General features: G+C 39.8%; 10 protein-coding genes and 1 pseudogene. All 11 read right to left on the bottom strand.

Going from position 1 to position 20,178, the window contains the following annotated elements; translation table 11 throughout:
• Nucleotides 1-51: 51 nt before the first annotated feature.
• The 11 genes and pseudogenes from DXB58_RS02170 to DXB58_RS02120 all read right to left on the bottom strand — a co-directional run bounded on the left by DXB58_RS02170 (nt 52) and on the right by DXB58_RS02120 (nt 20,109).
• A pseudogene (locus DXB58_RS02170) lies at nt 52-1,608 on the bottom strand (DUF4832 domain-containing protein).
• A 145-nt stretch (nt 1,609-1,753) separates the two neighbouring features.
• Entirely contained in the window at nt 1,754-2,680 is a 927-nt protein-coding gene (locus DXB58_RS02165; protein ID WP_122135772.1) for a FecR family protein, read from the bottom strand.
• Nucleotides 2,681-2,826: 146 nt separating this feature from the next.
• Nucleotides 2,827-3,369, bottom strand: a complete 543-nt coding sequence (locus DXB58_RS02160; RefSeq protein WP_004302520.1) for an RNA polymerase sigma factor — start codon at nt 3,367-3,369, stop codon at nt 2,827-2,829.
• 240 nt (nt 3,370-3,609) lie between these two features.
• Nucleotides 3,610-4,722 carry a glycoside hydrolase family 105 protein gene (locus tag DXB58_RS02155; RefSeq protein WP_122135771.1) on the bottom strand — a complete coding sequence of 371 codons (1,113 nt, stop codon included), beginning with the start codon at nt 4,720-4,722 and terminating at the stop codon, nt 3,610-3,612.
• Between the two features lie 29 nt (nt 4,723-4,751).
• Nucleotides 4,752-7,205 (bottom strand): glycoside hydrolase family 3 protein, encoded by a 2,454-nt coding sequence (locus DXB58_RS02150; protein ID WP_122135770.1) that lies wholly within the window; start codon nt 7,203-7,205, stop codon nt 4,752-4,754.
• A gap of 11 nt (nt 7,206-7,216) precedes the next feature.
• Nucleotides 7,217-9,424, bottom strand: a complete 2,208-nt coding sequence (locus DXB58_RS02145) for a glycoside hydrolase family 3 N-terminal domain-containing protein (protein WP_122135769.1) — start codon at nt 9,422-9,424, stop codon at nt 7,217-7,219.
• A 342-nt stretch (nt 9,425-9,766) separates the two neighbouring features.
• Complete coding sequence (locus tag DXB58_RS02140) at nt 9,767-11,416, bottom strand: DUF4832 domain-containing protein (RefSeq protein WP_122135768.1); 1,650 nt, start codon at nt 11,414-11,416, stop codon at nt 9,767-9,769.
• Nucleotides 11,417-11,427: 11 nt separating this feature from the next.
• Entirely contained in the window at nt 11,428-12,990 is a 1,563-nt protein-coding gene (locus DXB58_RS02135) for a hypothetical protein (RefSeq protein ID WP_009001073.1), read from the bottom strand.
• 98 nt (nt 12,991-13,088) lie between these two features.
• On the bottom strand, nt 13,089-14,729 hold the full coding sequence (locus tag DXB58_RS02130; protein ID WP_122135830.1) for a SusE domain-containing protein: 1,641 nt from the start codon (nt 14,727-14,729) through the stop codon (nt 13,089-13,091).
• 32 nt (nt 14,730-14,761) lie between these two features.
• A complete protein-coding gene (locus DXB58_RS02125; protein ID WP_122135767.1) occupies nt 14,762-16,708 on the bottom strand; it encodes a RagB/SusD family nutrient uptake outer membrane protein in 1,947 nt (648 codons plus the stop codon).
• A gap of 11 nt (nt 16,709-16,719) precedes the next feature.
• Complete coding sequence (locus DXB58_RS02120) at nt 16,720-20,109, bottom strand: TonB-dependent receptor (protein ID WP_122135766.1); 3,390 nt, start codon at nt 20,107-20,109, stop codon at nt 16,720-16,722.
• Nucleotides 20,110-20,178 lie beyond the last annotated feature (69 nt).

Here is a 20,178-nt window from a genome sequence, read left to right as displayed (position 1 = left end):
AAGATTAATAATTAATATTTATTGCATAACGATTTATGAGTAATCTACCAGTTAGTTGTTGATTTTAAGTTTACCGACTTTGCACCATCCCTCAAATAGAAGATTCTTGTCGACCGCCATTTTCAAGCCCGGCTGGCATGCTTTGGTTGTATCAACCAAACCAATAAGCCAAGTGTAGTTTCCCTTTTGAAGTCCATCCAAATTGACAGTTGTGGTATAATGACCATCACGCCCTTGTACCCAAGTTGAGAGATCAGCCTCATCTGCAAGCTGTTTTTTCACAATGTTATGATTGGCATCCATCAAAGCGATGCAGACTTTATATTTTCCTTTCCATTGAGGAATATTGGTAGGACAGTATCCCCAACCCAGATTGCGCCAATTGTGTTGCACGCTCACACGCTCGCCTGAACGGGCTTTATTTACAAAACTGACCTCTGTGGGATAGAGCCGGTATCCTCCCTCACGTTCGAAACGCTTCACCAAATCGAAAGAGCTATTAAACCACGAGGCTACTTCATCACCAATGCGAAGATCCATCATATTGACATGGGCATTACGGCTTTCTTCGTACTCGCCCCACCGCACATCTTCCGAATGCCCCTGGCGATACTTGCCACTAGGATCAATCCAGTAACGGTGGTGCGCTCCGGTAATCCATCCTCCCTCCATAATGATGGGCAAGCGAAAGCGGTAAGCACGGGCAAAATCTTTTTCCCACTGTTCGTAGTAACCAGTCATGCCAAAAGCGTCGTGACGAATGGTGTATCCTTTGGCAATGGCTCTTTCGAGCAATCTTTTACTATCAGGGTGTGGTTCTGCCCAGCTGATGGTATCTCCCACCAAACGATGGTAGTTTATCACCAATGGCACACGTTTGAAAGCTTTTGCATAGGTATCCGTAATCCATTCGAATACTTCTACTTTATTTGAGTAGTTATTATACTTCACGCCATGTGCTTCTCCCCATTTACCAAGCCCATAAGCATCAATAAAATCTACTTTATCGGGATCGTCAAAAGCAACAGCAAAGGCTTGAAGGAACTTTTCGTATTTCTGTTGAAACACAGCATCGTCAGGATAAGGCGACCATATTTGGGGATTATTAGGATCTTGAAAACCTTTCGCACCGGCTTCCTTTACATAAAGAGGTGTGTTCTGTCCTTGGTCGCGGCTGTCTACATTGATACGGAAAGCCAGTCGCATACCACGTTCACGCACCGAAGCAAGCAATTTATAGATACGTGAGTCCGGATCGTTTCATACATAATCTCCCTCTTTACTCTCAAGCATATTCCAATTGATGCGAATGTAACATGTACCGGCGTAATCGCTCACGCGAACAGTGGAATCCCCACCATTTACGGGCATAGCATCATAATGGTGAGTTTGCCAAAAGTTTTCATCCCATGCACGTCCCAAATACATCACCCAACCTGTTAGGGGATTTTTGAGTACAGAAGTAGTATCAGGCTCAAAATATACTGTTTGACCAAGTGCCTTCACTCCTTTAAGCATAGCTGATTGCGTATGCGCTGAAACCCATCCACAGTGTATTAAAACGGGCATAAAAAGCATAAATGTACGTAACAAAGTGTATCTTTTCATATTTTCCAATGGTATTAAAAAGCATTGTTTCTCCTTACGAGAAGGCATATAAGTCTCCTCTACCTTGCTATAAAGGCATTACAAATTGGTTGACAATAAGTTTTTATGTAATTATTTCAGTCAGTAGCAACTGTGAAAAAATCAGTTACCTCTTCACTAAATAGATTGTATCACCATGAATTTCCATACGAGTTTGCGTCATGGTTTCAATGGACTGCAAGGCTTCACTCACACGATCACCAAGCATTAGTTTGCCGTAAAATTTATCTGCCGACATCCCATCGTCAAACAGAATAGTCACTCCATAATAATGGCTGAGCCGTTGAGCTACAGACTCCACACTTTCACCATCAAGGTTAATCATACCCTGCATCCAACAAGTGTATTCGTCCGTATTCACTGCCCGTTTCTCGGCGAAACTACCCTCTTGCAAACTCACCAATTCATTCGGTTTCATGCGAACCCGGTCATTGTTTGTCGTTTTCAGTTCTACCGCTCCTTGAACCAACACTACTTGCGAATCCGAAGTATCGTAATTATTCACATTAAATTTTGTTCCAAGTACCTTCACTCTAAAATTATCGGAATGAACCAGAAACGGATGCTCTGCATCGTGTGCCACATCGAAGTAAGCCTCACCCTTCACATATACCTCACGGTACTCGCCATCAAAACGTTTGGGATAACGGACAATTGTACGCGAGTTGGCTACGATCCTTGTGCCATCAGCCAACATCAGCGTCATCTTTTCGCCGACAGGCACCTCTACCTCTTCATCATATACATCTGCCATCAATTCCGTAACTTCCATGCGGAACAAACCGTCCATTGCATTCTCTGTAACTATATATTTTATACCTATTAAAAGAAGTAGCGTAGCAGCTACTGAGCCAATATACATCAAAACATGTCGCTGCCTGGATTTACGTTCTTGTTGATGCATTTTCAGAAAAGCTTTTTTCTTAATGCCGGAGATATCTATCTCTGGCGGGGTACTATGTTCTATAAACGACTTCAGTTTAATGTCGCCCTGCAAATCCCCATATGTGTAATCATTAATATCTTTATCCATCTTCAATTCTTTTTATCCTTTCAATATCTTTTTCCCTTTTATTATCTTCTCATGAGAAGTTCCCTTCTAATTATAAAGACGCAAAGGTTAGATTTATCTATAGGTTTAAATTCTATTTTTTTTCTTTTAGTGCTATTTTTTTCTAATCATCCGTTCACAAGTCTCTTTCTCAAAGCATTCATAGCATATCCTATATGGTAATTCACAGTAGGAAGTGAGATTTGCAACATATGCGCAATTTCCGCATAAGGCATTTGTTCCAATTTAGCCAAAAAGAATACATGCTTGCACTTGGGCGGCAAACTATTGATTGCTTCATTCAAGCACCGTATTTCTTCACGCGAAAGCATATCGTCCATTGGAGTTTGCATATCAGGGAAAGAGAAATCCTGAAGCTCCTCAAAAGATATCTCTTGATTACCCTTTGCCTCCTTGCGCAAATAAGAGATTGATTTACGATAGACAATCGTATTCAACCAACTCAACATGCTGGCTATTTCCAAAAGCGTCTTACGTAGTTTCCACACTTCAAAGAAAACATCGCCTACCACTTCTTCAGCCATTTCCTTATTACTAAGAATACCAAAGGCATGATAGTATAACCTCTTCGAATATCGGTTCATGAAACTATTAAAAGCTAGCTCATCCCCTTTGGAAATCAACAAAAGTTCTCTTTCCAAGTCTTCCATTTAATTAGATTACTATTTTATATATTTACAGGCGCAGAATTCTTGTATGTTATATAGGTTGAGCTACATAATATTAACTTTCTTTATCAATTAGCATATTCCCCCCAAGAATGAGAAAAGCTACATCATCACTCTGAAAACGGAGTTTGATATAGCTCTTCTACACTTAACAGCTACCATCTGAACTTTACAGAACAGGCTTTTTAGTTTTGATACAGATCCTCTCCATAAAGACGCAAATTATTTTGCCATTTTGTAGATTTCATTACCTGCCATCAAGAAAGCGCCGACGCCATAAACTTCCGTCATATCACGAGTCACTTTCTTCGGATCAGCACCGATTTGCTGCACATAGCCTAGTTTCCCATCCGGCCCCACTGCCGATACTAATGCCTTCCACCCCTCTATCATCACAGGAAGATAAGTTTCCTTATCCAATAAACCTTCATTGATGCCATAAGCTATGGAATACACTATAAAAGTCGTACAACTGGTTTCCGGTGACGGATAAGAAGCAGGGTCTAACAGGCTGGCGTGCCAGAAGCCATCGGGATGCTGCAATCCGGCAACCCGTGTAGCCAGTTTGACAAACAGTTCTTCATAGAATTTGCGGTTCTTATCTTTCTTGGGTAACTCCTTCAATATTTCAACCAAGCCACCGAGTACCCAACCGTTACCACGTCCCCAGAAGACTTTCTTGCCATTAACTTCACGCTTATCAAAGTAGCGCCAGTCACGGTAGAAGAGATTTTCTTCTTTATCGAACAAGTAATCATAAGTCGCTTTATACTCACGGTTCATGAATTTGATGTATTTCTTGTCTCCGGTCAACATATACAGTTTGGCATATACAGGGGGAGCCATAAAGAGGGCATCACACCAAGTCCAGCGTTCCAAAGTTTTCAAGTCTCCCTCCACCAATTTGAAACTGCCTTTAGAAGGATGATTGATAATCCATTCTGTACGAGCCAGTGTGGGGACAATCATCGCTTCATCTTTATACTTGCGATATAAATCCAAAAAGGATTGCGACACGGCAATGTCATCAGCATGATAAAACCGCTTGTCCGGCTGCCAACAATTCCGACGACCTATACGGGTCAACCATTTATAGTAGGTATCATCACCGTCTTCTTTCTCTGCCAGTTCAGCCCAATCGACCATACCGACATAGAGAGCACCTTGCGGCCAGTTCAGGTCGTCATGTTCAGGAGCGGGATGCGGATTGGCAATTTGCCAATCCGCAACTTTTCTCATGATAGACTTAATTTCTGCTTTTTGAAAAGGAATCTCTGTTGCCATTATAAAAATGGAACATAACAGAGATACTCCCAATAAAAGTGTTTTCTTCATTATCTATTTATTTGTTTATGATTTGGTCATTACAGCTTAACCGTAGTCTTTAAAGGCAATTGACTGGAAGCAGGACCAGCAAGAATCTCAAAGTCTCCTTTTTCCACTACAAACCGATGCTGATTCATATCGTAAAAAGAGAATGCATCCTCATTCAACACTACAGAAACCCGCTTCTTCTCACCTTTCTTCAAGAATACCTTTTCATATCCTTTCAGTTCTTTCAGAGGACGGGGTACAGAGGACTGTACATCATGCACATACACCTGCGCCACTTCCGAGGCGTCCATCTTACCTGTATTCTCTATATCAAAGCTAACTGTAACCTGATGTTCACCCGTTTTCTCCGCAACCATATTGCTATAAGCAAAAGTGGTATAGGACAATCCGTAGCCAAACGGATAGAAAGGTTCTTTTCCCGAACGGTCGTATCCACGATAACCGACAAAGACACCCTCGGAATAATCTACACGTTTAATCTCTGCCTTCAAGTTCTCGTAATAACTACCGTGCACCGGATTATCTTCCCATTTCTTTTCGATAGAAATCGGTAGCTTTCCGCTTGGAGAAATCTTGCCGGTCAGGATTTCAGCTATCGCCTGTCCACCTTCCTGTCCCGGATACCAGGCCATAAGAATAGCTTTTGTGGCATCATGCCAGTTGGTGAAATCCACACCGCCACCGGCGTTCAGCACAACCACGACATTTGGATGCATGGAGGCAATCTTTTTGATAAACAATTCCTGATAGCGAAGCAAAGCAAACGGACGGTCAAAGCCCTCGCCTTCCGTGTTACTGTTGAAGCCTGTGCAGAAAACTACATTGTCCACTTTAGCAAGTCCTTGACGAAGTTTCGCCTCATTAAGGCTATAAGCGTTGAAACGGATGATTGCCGAAGATATATTATCAAAGAATTCAATTCGGAAACGGTATTCCTTACCTGCCTCAACCGGAAGTTCAACTTCACGGCTGGAGTAAGAATGATTTCCCCAGTCACCTGTAATGTGCTTGTCGTTCACAAACAAGCGATAACCGTCATCACCACCTATGTGGAGTTTCAACTGACCGTCTGTTTGTGGAACATAGCAGGCCGTCCAACAGACTGAAAAGCCATCTGTCGGAAAACCGTCCAACGGGGCACCATATCCCCAGTCATAATCAACAGAAGACTCCGTACGTACAACTTCCGGTTGCCCCGAAAGCGTCTTATTCTTGAAGTATTCAGCCTTGAAACCTTTCACCTGACGATTTGCATCAGTATAAAACTCATGGACAATATCTTCATAAATCACATCATCCGTCAATAGCACCAGATTCTTTTTCTTCAAATCTTTCAAGCCTTGAGCCACTGTGACGGTAGAAAAAGGAGTGACAAAACCACTGCCGCCACCGGTAGGAATCAAATTTGCATTAGGTCCCATTACGGCTGTTTTTCCTTTTAACGGGAGCAGGTTATCTTCATTCTTCAACAATACTACCCCCTCGCGTGCCAGTTCTAAAGCAGTCTGACGGGAAAAAGGATTATCCAACGGAATACGACTGTCTTTCTGTTCCTTATCCAGCATACCATAAGCAATCAATGTCTGCAGGATATGTTGTACTTTCAGATTGATGGTTTCTTCGGTCACCGTACCGGTTTTAATGGCGGGGATAAGGTTATCGGCATTCATGAAACGCCCTTTGGGCATTTCGAGGTCAAGTCCGGCGTTAGCCGCTCCGACAGCAGAATATACGGAAGTCCAGTCCGACATCAGAATACCTTTGAAGCCCCAAAGATTGCGCAAGACATCAATATTCAGCCATTTATGTTCAGTGGCATGAACGCCGTTCAGAAGATTGTAGCTGTTCATTACGGCACCCACATTCGCTTCCTGTATGGCCTTGCGGAAAGCCGGAAAATAAATTTCATGCAAAGTACGCTCGTCTATGTCCGAACTGGCATGATGACGGCTCCATTCCTGATTGTTGGCGGCAAAGTGCTTGATGGTGGCAATGACTCCTTCCGATTGCACGCCCAGGATATATTGTTTGGCAGTCTCGCCTGTTAAATAAGGGTCTTCACCGAAGTATTCAAAGTTTCGTCCGCACAACGGAGCACGATAGATATTCACTCCGGGTCCAAGCAGGATATTAACTCCTCTTGCCTTGGCATCCTGACCTAAGCCTTGCCCTAATTTATAGAGCAATTCCCGGTTCCAAGTAGAAGCGGAAAGGATACCGGACGGATAAAGAGTGCTCTTCGGTGCATGATTGCGGATTCCCTGCGGTCCGTCAGCCAATTTGATTTCAGGTATTCCCAAACGGGGAATTGCACGCAGGGAAAAACTTGTATATCCGGAGATATACTCTATTTTCTCTTGCAAAGTCATTCTTGACACAATCTCCCTAGCGCGTTGCTCCACTTCTGACGTTATCTCTTGTGCTACAACAAGCGTATTCATCATCAACAAGCACAAGCCAATAGTTGTTATTATCTTTCTCATTTCAAATATTGTTAGTCTATCAATTCTATTTTTACTTTCTGATCCTGTACCCAAATATTATATTCTCCTGCTTCCAAAAAACGTTTTCCATTTCCATCAACAAACCCCAAGTCCCGCTCCAGATCAACATCAAAACGGAAAGTTCTTGTTTCACCAACTTTGATAAATTGTTTTTCGAAATGCTTCAATTCCTTCACCGGACGAGTAATTGAACAATAAGGGTCAGAGATGAACCAATGTACTGTTTCAGCACCGTCACGTTTTCCCACATTGGTTACCGTCACTTCTACCGAAAGCTTTTCACCACGTTTCACAGTTGTGCTTGAAGGAGTAACAACACCATACTGAAACTCTGTATAACTCAAACCATGCCCAAATGAATAAAATGGATCGCTAGTAATATCTTTATAAAATCCCTGATGCCAACGCCCACTTTTACGACGATTGTAATAAATAGGAATTTGCCCTGTTGAGTACGGAAAAGTAATGGCCAGTTTTCCCGAAGGATTAATACGCCCGGATAAAATTCCTGCCATTGAACGCGCACCATTTATTCCCGGTTGCCATATCTCCAATATAGCATCACAAAGAGGTTCCATGCGATTTAACTCCAAGGGGCGTCCATTAGAAAGCACCAATATAATAGGTTTACCAGCCTCCTTTAGTTCTTTTACTAATTCTTCCTGAATCTGCGGCAAAGCAATCGTAGAACGAGAAGCATTCTCACCACTCCAGGTAAGCATCTCACCCAAACAAACAATTACTACATCAGACCAACGAACAACGTCCAATGCTCCAGCAAAACCTGAACGGTCATTACCCTGCGGTTTACACCCCATTGCATAACGTAATTCGGCTTCTCCTCCAAACTCGGCAGTCAACCCATCATAGAGCATTTCCACATCCGTATCTTTTCCATGTCCACACCAGGAACCCAATAAGTCCCAACCATTTTTGGCCATTGGACCTACTACGGCAATTCTTTTTTTGTTTGTAAGAGGTAATATCTGATTGTCATTTTTCAACAGCACCATTGATTCTGCTGCCAGTTGAGCGGCAACAGCCATACTTTGCGGACGGAAAAAACGATCCTTCTCATTGGTAACCGGAGTATAAGGACGTTCAAACAAACCAAGACGGAATTTTACACGCAATACTCGACGGACTGATTCGTCAACTTGTGCCATTGTTACCTTACCCTCCTCTACAAGCTCTTTCAGATGACGATCGTAGGCATGAGACATCATATCCATTTCAAGCCCCGCATTAAAAGCATACCAAGCAGCGTCTTTCTTTGTAGCGGCTAATCCCTGATTCTTTAACTGCTCCACAGCTCCCCAGTCAGACACAATGAAGCCATCATGTTTCCAACGTTCTTTCAATATCGCAGTCATTGTGTAATGATTAGCTGACCCAGGAACTCCGCTGATGTCATTGAAAGAGCTCATCAATGTTGCTGCACCTGCTTTCACTCCCATCTCATAGGGCAGTAGATAAGTATCCCAAAGAGTTTGAGCTGAAATTTCTGTATAAACATAATCTCGCCCAGCCTCCGAAGCACCATAGCCAATATAGTGTTTCAGACAAGCAGCTATACGATTCTCTGCTGACATATCATCTCCCTGATACCCACGCACCGAAGCTGCAGCAAACACTCCATTTGTATAAGGGTCTTCACCATATCCTTCAGCTACACGTCCCCATCGAGAATCACGTGCCACGTCGATCATTGGAGAAAAAGTCCAATCAACCCCGGACATACGGGCTTCTTGTGCGGATACCGCACATGCTTGTTCTACCAATCCCGGATTCCAGGAACAGGCCTGCCCCAACGAAATAGGGTATATAGTACGAAATCCATGAATAGCATCGTAGCCAAAAATGATAGGAATACCCAAACGAGATTCTTCCATCGCTTTTTTCTGCATACTATTACGCAACTCGGGATTTATATCAAAGTAAATCAAAGAACCAATTTCTGACGGTACTTTTTTTACTTCTTCTCCAACATTATTCACATTGTTATTTCGTCCCAATGTATATTGGTTTAGCTGCAAAACCTTTTCCTCCAATGTCATACGCGATATCAGATCATCAATACGTTTTTCAATTGGAGCTTTGGCATCCTTGTATAAAGGAATACTATTTTTATCTTTTGACGAAAGAGAATGTGTGACTCCCAATAGGCACATTCCCCAAATCAAAACTTTTTTTCTCATCTATGTTTTCGTCGATTAGTTATTATTTCTATTTTTCAAATGTATATCAAGCAATACGTAAGCAGATACTTATTCCAGCCATTCAATGCACTTATCATTTAACTAAGTACCAACCACTTAGAATCTATTTATTGGACATATATGCCCAACATGCTGGATATATAGATCCAATATGTTGCATATATATGGCTAGCACCTTGGATATATATCCCCAACGAGCCAGAGAACTATGACCTGCCAACAGCCCAACTAAGCCTGGAAAGCCCTCACCAATCAAGTAAACCAAGATTACTTGATTTCAATTTCCAATAATTAATGTATCTCGTACCTATTGATTATGATTTACCGAACGGTAACTTCAAATAATTTCAACCATCCGTCGGATGTTACATTGTTCTTCACAGCAAGGTGAATCCCAATTTCATTCTGTTTTGTCGTATCAACAATACCAACAGCCCACATGTATTTACCTGCCTTCACTCCTTCAACCTGGGTTGTAAACGTATATGATTTAGCCGTACCTTTCACCCAATCACAAGCTTCCGGCTCCCCATCGACAAATACATACATAGGCTTATCATTTTTGGTATCCAATAAAGTAAAAGCTACTTTATACTTATTCTTCCACTGGGGAATATTTGTCGGACAATATCCCCAACCAAAATTATTCCAACGGTGCGCTATTTCAATCTGTTTACCATTAGAGACAGTTGTAGGCAAAGAAATTCTATCAGGAAATAAGCGATAGCTTCCTTCTGTGCAGAATTGTTTAACTAATTGAAAAGCTTCATTAAACCATGAATAAGTTTCTCCATTATGCAAGTCTGAATTATAGCGTAAATCCATCATATTGACGCAGGCTATTTTAGCCTCATCAAACTCACCTTGACGTACTTCCGCATAATTAGCATATCCATCTCCCTGAATCGAGTTTCCATGAGAGGTTTTCACCCAGCCACCTTCCATTACTACAGGAACCAGATACTTCCACTTAGCTATAAAATTGCGTTCCCAGGTAGAATAATAAGTTTTCATACCAAATGCATCGTGGCGTAATGAATATCCTTTAGCTACTGCTTTTCCTATTAACCTTTCAGTATCCTTATCATAATTATTGCCATCCCATTCTTTACTTGTACCTATCCAACGATGATAATTTACAAACACAGGAACCTTATCAAATACTTGAGAATATAAATCGGTAACCCAATCAAAAACAGCCTCACGAGTCGGCAGCTCCGGCTTACCCAACTCACGTACCTGATAGTACCATACACTATGATATTCTCCCCATTTTCCAAATCCTGAACCACTTACAAATTGAACTTTATCGGGATCATTAAAATCCTTAGCCAAAGCCCTAATGAATTTTTCATAATATTTCTGGAAAATAGGATCGTCCGGATAGGGAGACCATACTTTTACTGAACCTGTTTGTGTTTCATACCCTTTCGCGCCAGCTTCTTTTACAAAATTCGGAGTAAAATTATAGTGCTTATCACGACTATCCACCACAAAAGTGAAGGCCAATTTCATATTTCTTTGTTTAGCCCCCTCTATCAACATCTTCAGTCGCTTAGCCGAAGGAGTATCACAATCGGAATTCCATGCATATTTTCCTTCTTCAGGATTAAAATCAGCCCAAGCACCACGAAGGTATAAGGTATTTGCATAATCAGAAACCTTTACAGTACCTTCTGATGATGGGAAATTATCATAATCCTGCCAAAATGTGGAAGATAAACCATCACCAATACCCGCATATAATACCCAACCGGAAAGAGGATTATGCAAAATGATATTTCGATTCTGCTTTACAGTGATAATGCTGTTCCCTGGAATAGAAGTATCTTCTACCAAACCATCATCACCATTATCATCGCCTCCTTCATCATTATCACTGCCGCAAGCGACTAATGATATAGCCATAGAAAAAATAAGCCCACAACTTATTTTTCTCAAACTGTACATATTTTGAAAATTGATCTTCATACCTATAGCTCTTATTTATTTATGCTTACTTTCGACAATTTTAACCACCCCGAATTCAATATATCACCTTTTGCGGCAATATCCAGCCCTATGAGTTCTTTATTACTCCGGTCAACTAAGCCCACAGCCCAAACATAAGTACCTTTCTCAACTTTGGACATATTAGGTTTAAATACATATTCGGTGGGACTCCCTTTTATCCACTTGGATAAATCTGTATTCATATCTACAAATGTGTATCGCACTTCATTCGTTTCAGAATCAAGCAAAGCAAAAGCTACTTTATATTTTTGATTCCATTGCGGAATATTAGTAGGACAATACCCCCATCCCAGATTGTTCCAGCAATGTTTAATAGTCGGAGTTGCTTTTTCAGAAACTTCTAACGGCAAAGATATTTCACTAGGATAGAGCCTATACCCGCCTTCCCGAAGGAATCGACGCACTAAATCAAAAGCATCTTTAAACCAAGACTCTGTATCGCCAAAACGAAAGTCCATCATATTGACATGTGCCTCTTTGCTGTCGTCAAACTCACCGCGTCTTACGTCCTCGTCTGAATTCTTGCGATATCCTCTAGGATCCTGCCAATAACTATGTGATTTGACAATCCAACCACCTTCCATAATAATGGGGCATATATTACGGTATTTTTTTGCAAACCTACGCTCCCAACTGCCATAATAGGTTGTCATACCAAATGCATCATGGCGTAATGAATATCCTTTCTTGATTGCTTTTTCCAACATTTCTTCACTGTCAGCAGCAAAATGTTCATCATCTACCCAATCTTTTCCTGCACCAATCCATCTATGGTAGTTAATTACCACTGGAACTTTATCAAAAGCTTGAGAGTATATATCTGTAACCCAATCGAAAACTGCTTTCTTTGGGGTATCATCACCTGTCGAATAAATCATTGTATGATATTCCCCCCATTTCCCAAGCCCAAATCCATCTATAAATTCAACCCTCGAAGGATTATTGAAATCTGCAGCTAAGGCTTTAACAAATTTAGTATAGTACTTCTGAAAAACAGGATCGTCAGAATAAGGTGACCATTTACCTTTATTCATAAACCCTTTTGCACCGGCATCTTTTACAAATTGAGGAGTAAATTCTGTTCTCTTGTCACGACTATCAACAACAACACGAAATGCCAAACGCATATTTCGCTGATAAGCTCCTTCAATATATGCTCTTAAATTAGAATCAATTTTCCAACCATATACATCTTCCTGTGGATTAAAATCTGTCCAGCTAGCACGAATATAAAGCGTATGAGCATAATCTGTCACGCTAACATTGTGTCCCAGTTCAGGAATATATATATGGTCATACTGTGCCCAAAAATCCGCAGCATCCACTCCCATACTTGCATAGAGCACCCATCCTGTAAGTGGGTTATGGAGAATACGCATAGAATCAGGTTGAATAGTAACTATACTATTCTCTGATAGTTCCTTATCTAATGAAATGGCTGAATTCTCGTCTCCAAAAGCGGGAGATAAAAGGAATACAAACAGACAGAGAGACACAATTACCCTATAATAACTAATCTTTCTTACAACCATACTACTAATTGATTTTTAAAGAGTGCTATATCATTGTTCTCTTTATCCATATAAAAATCACAAGATTGATATAGCACTCTTAATTTTATCCTGTTTGATTATCTCTTATCAAAGAATACTGTCAGTTCTTTAATATTTAATTCTATGTAATTAACTCCTACAGGTACACTAAAGAATGCATAGCGATTGTTAGCTTGACCTCCGACTACAGTCTGCTTTTGATTGTAGTCACTCTCTGCAATATCAAGACAACCATCATAAGATCCTCTGATGGCATCTGCTGTTGAGCCAAAGGTATAGCAACCGGCACTTTGCGGTCCAACTTTAAAATTCAATCCACCCGGATGTGCATTTCCATCTTTATCTTTAATGGAATTCTTTCTGGGTAACTCCTCCCCTTTGTATATAAACAAATAAGGATTTGCCAAACTAGGTGCCATAGAATGAGCCATCGTGAATCCTGTATCACCAGTGCCATCTTTAGCCCATCCATCGTATGGTCCCCAAATAAAGACTCTTTCAATAGTAGTAGTCACCGTATTATTGTTCCATGTCCACGTAACAACCATTGGTTTAGGATCTGTTTCGGGGGAGTAAATGGTAATTTTCTTAGTATTTATATTAATCACAATACGATAAACACCTGCAGTCTTAATATTCCAATGATAAGCAAGTGCAGCTGCTTCCGGGCTCATTGTTGAGATATTCATTGCTGTACCATCGGTAAAATCTCCCGATTCTTCCGGAGCAATAGCCATATCTTTCTGTCCATTAAACAAGATTGGGAAATAAATAGTACCTTCTTGCAGTTCTGCATGGAACGCATACTGATTTTCATCCTCTATAGTGCGAGTCATCTCCACATCTTCACTCACACAAGTTCCAGCAATATAAATCTTATCAGCTTCTATAAAATTGCTAGCCAAACCTATAGTAACAGTACGTGCTTCAAAATCTACCACTACACGATACTGTCCATCTTCAGGAATAACCCAATATCCAGCATTATCTATCCCCTTAATTTTAGCTTCCATTGCTCCGTCGGTAACCTGTTGTTCTGCAGCAACTGGTGAAATGGCATTAATCCTATTCTCATCTTTCCAAACAATCGGGAAATGAAGATTACCTGCCTTCAAGTCACAAATGGAAACATAACGCTTCGGTTGACTTTCCATTGGCAAGATTTCAATATCTTCGCCATTAACAGCTGTTCCTGACATGTAAAGATGATCTGCAACAAAAGTCTTTTCAGAATACATCTTTACTTTTATAGTAACTGTAGAGACTTCGGGTTTTACAAACTTAGGCCCTTCTACAGAACCGATAATACGAGCTTGTAACTTTACTAAATCACCTGGATGCTGTTTCCACTTTGATACCAATAAATTCTGCAATTCTTTATGAGTATAACTTTTAGAAAAATCATCATCAATATACTCCCTTATCATTGTGTTTGTTCCAAAACTGTTATTTTCCAGATCCATTTTATAAAGATAGGAAATATAATAGTCAGTGCCTATTGGATCAGCTTCCGTCCAGTTTAACGTCAATGCAACCTCATCCGGAGTATCTTCTTTAAGTTCTATTTCATAATCAGAAGGAGTAAGAACTAAACTTGTACGATCATCGAGCAAGTTAGTAGCATCGTCATCATCATTGCATGCTACCATGAAACACGAAGCAAGTGTCAGGAAGAAGAACCATAAAAGGTTCTTCTTAAATATATATCCGTTTTTCATATCTATATTCAATATATTAATATTATAACTATTTATTGGTTCCCGACCGTCCAGTCAGGAGTTTGTACCAAATTCCAATTCTTATCAATATCATCCTGTGGAATAGGCCACCAATAACTTATAAACTTACGTGTCTGATATACAGTACGAGTATAATATTTATTTCTATAGTCTGCATCGGATACTTTAATATAAGCATTCATGCCATAAAAATCACCATCCAATACATTCTCGGCTAATTTCCAGCGACGCAGATCATTGAAACGAAGTCCTGATTCACAATTTAACTCCACGCGTCTTTCTTGACGAATTAACTCACGCATTTCTACGGGATCTGATGGAGCTGTTATCTTACCTTCTTCAGCCGAAACACTATATTCGGGAATACCTGCACGCTCACGAATCAAATTGACATATCTCAGAATCTCTTTTTGATTAGCAGTATAAGTACCTTTCTCAATGCTATATTCATTTAACGCCTCAGCATAACTTAAATATACCTCTGCTAAACGACATAATGCACCATGGCGATTCTTGTAATCTCCACTGCCTTCTTTAGGGTTTGCAGATGGGTCCACCCTCTTACGTACCAGATAACCACTCCATGGAGCGTCATGAGAAGGACCACCATCTTTACCATCCATATAAAAATCAGTATTTCTCTTACCACCAATATGCCATTGTTCATTATGCAATACTGAAATGTAAAAACGAGGTTCCCGGTCACAATACATTTTATATGTATTGGCATCTACAACTACATTTTCATCTTTATTACGATCTCCTTCCGAGGAACCATACTGCCATTTTGTAGAATAAGTCTCTTTTTGCGTACTAAAGCCTGCCTCTGAATAATTAGCGTCAGGGTTAATTTTAGGAGAGCCATCCGAATTATAGCCTAGAATAGGTCTTTGACCGTTTCTCATAAAAAAAGCATCAACCAAAGATTGAGTTATTCCGATCGCTCCCACTCCATTAATACCCAAACCACGTGGAATACAGTTTTTATCATACCATCCACCAGAATCCATTGTACGGACAAACAGTAATTCTCTATTGGCTTCATTCCATCTCTTCATGACTGCATTCTGATAAGAAAGAAAAGGATCAATATCACCGTTATCCAAATATTCATAATGCAAATGATAGCCAGCTGCTTCTGCCTCATCTATAACCAGTTTACAAGCATCCACTGCCCTTTTCCAACGTTCCGGATCATGTGCAGAATTAAAAATAGGAGTTCCATCGATATTTTTTATATTCGCCAATGCGGGATTACCATTCACCAAATCACTTGCAGCAAACAATAACATACGTGCACGCATTGCCAAGCATCCAACAGAAGTCACACGGCCATATTTCTTATCTTCAGTTTGAGTTGCAGGCAATTGTTTTGAAGCTTCTAACATTTCTTGATCTGCCCAATCAATTACATTATAAAACGGCTCTTGTTTCAACATCAGATCATCAGCCGAAGTACTTTCACTAGCCTCGCGAATAATAGGAACTGAACCATAAGCTATAGCCATCATAGAATTATAATAAGCTATAAAGAAACGGCATTCAGCTTTCATAAAGTCTACTTCTTCAGCCGGTACAGCCTCCAATGGGTGAGCATGTTTAATAAACAAATAAGCAGAACGGATATATTTTGGATAAGTATTCCAATAAGTAATTACCCCGGGATTGTCTGCTGTCCAGTTACCTTTTTGATATTGAATGGCTTTAAATCCCTGCGCTTCCCAACCAACCGAAGGAATCAGTTCATCAGCTATGGCATCGGGACCATCATAAGTATAATATTCAGGTAGGCCGCGATAAATATATGCCAGCCAACGTTCCATATTCTTTTTATTCTCAAATACTGATTCTAAGTCCAACTGGTCATCTGGTTGCTTATCCAGATAATCAGAACAAGAAGAAAAAGCAAATGTCGTAATAATACTTAGTACTATAAATTTTAATATGCTATTTTTCATATGCGCTATTATTAGAATTTAATTTCAAAACCTGCAGATAACGATTTCATAATTGGGTACGCAGCCCCTGTAGTATTTTCGACTTCCGGATCCCACAAATCAAATTTTGAGAATGTCAAAAGATTTGTTCCTCTCACGAAAAGACGAATGCCTGATATAACTGTAGTATTTCTCCACAAACTCTTTGGTAAAGAGTAACCGAGTTCAATGTTTTTTAAACGTAAGAAACTCATATTCCGCAGCCACCATGTAGATGGTTGGTTATTATTACTATTTATACCATCATCCAAACGCGGATAAAATACATTCTGACTTGGGTTGTCTACAGTCCAACGATCATTTGCATTAGTAAACATATTGCCTGTTACTCCTCTATTAGCACCCGGAATAATACTTGATCCTAATATATTCCAACTACGACCTATCCCTTGAAAGAGAGCCCCAAAATCTAAATTCTTATATTTCATATTCAGTCCAAAGCCATATACTATCTCCGGATCTTTTGTTCCTCCAATTGGAGATTTATCAAATACGTCCACTTTACCATCACCATTGACATCCCTGTATCTGATATCTCCCGGACGTAATTTACTTACAAAACTTTGAGTCGGAATTCCTTTTTTCAGTTTACCTGTACTTACATCTTCAAAATCGTCTTCTGTAAATAAACCTTCTGCTATATAGCCTGTTAATTGTCCTACCGGATGTCCTGTTTCAGCACGGTTAGTACCAACCACTGCACTAGGTTCATCCTTTTCTGTTATTTCATTATGAGCATAGGTAAATGTTCCCATTAAGCTGACAAATAAGTCTTTGCCAAACTGTTTATTAACATTTAAAGAAACCTCTACACCCTGATTAGTCACTTTTCCAAAATTCTTCCAAGGCTGCTTCATAAATCCAGCTGTCATCGGAACAGACTCACGTGGCATAAATATATCTTTACGACGTTCATCGAAATAATCTAATTGCAAATCAATCATACCATTTAGAAAGCCTAGCTCAACCCCCAAATTCATCTTATTAACAATCTCCCATGTCAAATCTTGTACTGCAAACTCACCTTCAGCCATACCAGTCAAGCCATAGCTGCTATCCAATCCCCATTTATACATGTTTAATGTATCATAGTCATCGGTAATTGTAGAAAGGTATGCAAATCGGCGTCCACCTAAATTAGCATTACCTACCTGACCATAAGACGCACGTAATTTCAATTTAGATATGACCTTACGCAATGGTTGCATAAATGCCTCTTCCGATACAATCCAACCAATTGCTCCTGAAGGGAAAAAGCCATAACGTTTGCCTTTGGCAAAATTTTCAGAACCATTATAGCCAAAATTAAATTCACCTACATATTTGCCTGCATAGGTATAAGACGCACGTCCTGCCAACCCTTGATTACGGTATGGCAACTTACTTCCATCATCATAATTACGACGATTAAACAATAGCATTGCAGCAACGGAATGTTTATCAGCGAATGTACGGTCATAAGACAAAGTAGCCTCCATATATACACTCTTATTTCCATAGTCACCGCTTTTTGAATAATCCAAGAAATTAGTGCCATTGGATTTTGATGCTATAATCAAGTTACCTTCATCATCACGTCCTGTAGCAGGTACATAGTAATCTGGCGTCTTTCCACGAGAAACAGTACCCGAAGAAAACCTGTCAAATGAGAATGTTCCTTTTACTTTCAATCCGGGAAGGAAGAATTTCAAATCTTGTTCTACCGAAAACAGTGTTTCAATCTTACTGTCGCTTCTTCTTTTATATCCACTTTGAGTAGCCCATGCCCAAACGTTTGGCTCCTCTGTTGTCGGTATTTGACCACTGGAATACTGTGCAGGAAAAGCATGAGGAACAGCAACGAACGCTTTCTGGAAAATTTGAGATATATCTTTCGTAGTAGAATTTCTATCTTGCAAATATCCACCAATATTAAAACGTAATTGCGTAGTAGGACTCAATTTCAAATCCACATTAGAACGCACGTTATAACGCTGCAATTTAATAGTAGGATCCCAATCATAGCTTTTATCACGTTTCAAAATACCACGTTCATTATACGCAGCAGCAACAAAAGAATAACGTAATGTCTCTGTACCACCAGAAATATCTACTGTTACACGCTGATTCGAAGCATAATCATTTGCAATTGCATCCATCCAATTCACGTCTGGATATAAATCAGGATCGTAACCTGCACGAGTTTTTGCAATACGATCCGTATACTTAGCTTGTTGCCCTGTATCTATCAAAATATCATCCAAGACCTGCATATAATCTGCTGCGCCTAAATACTCAGGAAGTTTAACAGGCTGTGTAGCTGCAAATTCAGCCTTTACAGTCACACGAGGTTTACCAACTTGTCCACGCTTCGTATTAATTAAAATAACACCATTAGCTCCCCGCACTCCATAAACAGCACTCGCAGCAGCATCTTTCAATACTGAAAAAGATTCTATCTCTTCAGGATCAATATTATTCAAATCACGTTCTATACCATCAATCAAAACCAATGGGTTTTGTCCAGCATCCTGGAATGTACTAATACCACGAATCCAGAAAGAAGAGTTATCATATCCCGGTTCACCAGAACGTTGCACAGCTAATACACCGGCAACTGTACCAGCCAGATTATTACTTATTGAACGAGTTGTAGAAACTTTTAACTTAGCAGGTTCAATCGTCGTGATAGAACCAACAACAGACTCTTTCTTTTGTGCGCCATAGGCCACCACTACAACCTCATCTAATTGACCAACATCTTCTACCATTTGTACATTAACAACCTTCCGGTTATTAACCACCTCTTCTTTAGGAACAAAACCAATATAACGGAAAGAAAGCACAGACTTTCTTTCAGGAACAGTAATACTATAATTACCATTCATGTCTGTCAATGCATGTACTGTAGAATCATTTTTCAGAATGATTGTTACACCAATCAAAGGCTCACCTTTTTCATCTGAAACGTTACCTGTTACCTTAATACCCTTTTGTTGTGTAGTTTGCTGTATTTTAGGAGCATCCGGTACAGAAATAGTGATTTGTCTTCCCGACATCTTATAATTCAGTCCTATCTCTGAGAACAACTCTTTTAATACAGCATCTATTTTCTTATTGGAAACTGAAATGGAGACTTTATTATTCAGATTTTTCTGAACATTGGCAGAGTAAATAAAAATATACTTACTATGTTTTTCGATATAATCTAAGATATCTTTAACTGTAGCATTCTCATACTGTACTGAGAATAGATCTTCTTCGGAATTCCAACTAATAGAATTAGTACCGAATGAAGAAAATGGAATCATAAAAAAGACGTTTATAATGCAAAAAAGCTTAAGTCTTTTCTTTAAGTGTAAAAAAATAGTTTTCTTTACCATAAAAATTTCTTTTTAGGTTAACAATTTTGGATTTATTGATTTAACTAAGGAATTACTATCGGGTAAATA

Origin of the sequence: Bacteroides sp. OM05-10AA, from assembly GCF_003439055.1 — a bacterium.
Taxonomy (GTDB): Bacteria; Bacteroidota; Bacteroidia; order Bacteroidales; family Bacteroidaceae; genus Bacteroides; species Bacteroides intestinigallinarum.
The sequence above is the reverse complement of the archived record's forward strand: the minus strand, read 5'-3'. Positions and strand labels throughout refer to the sequence as shown.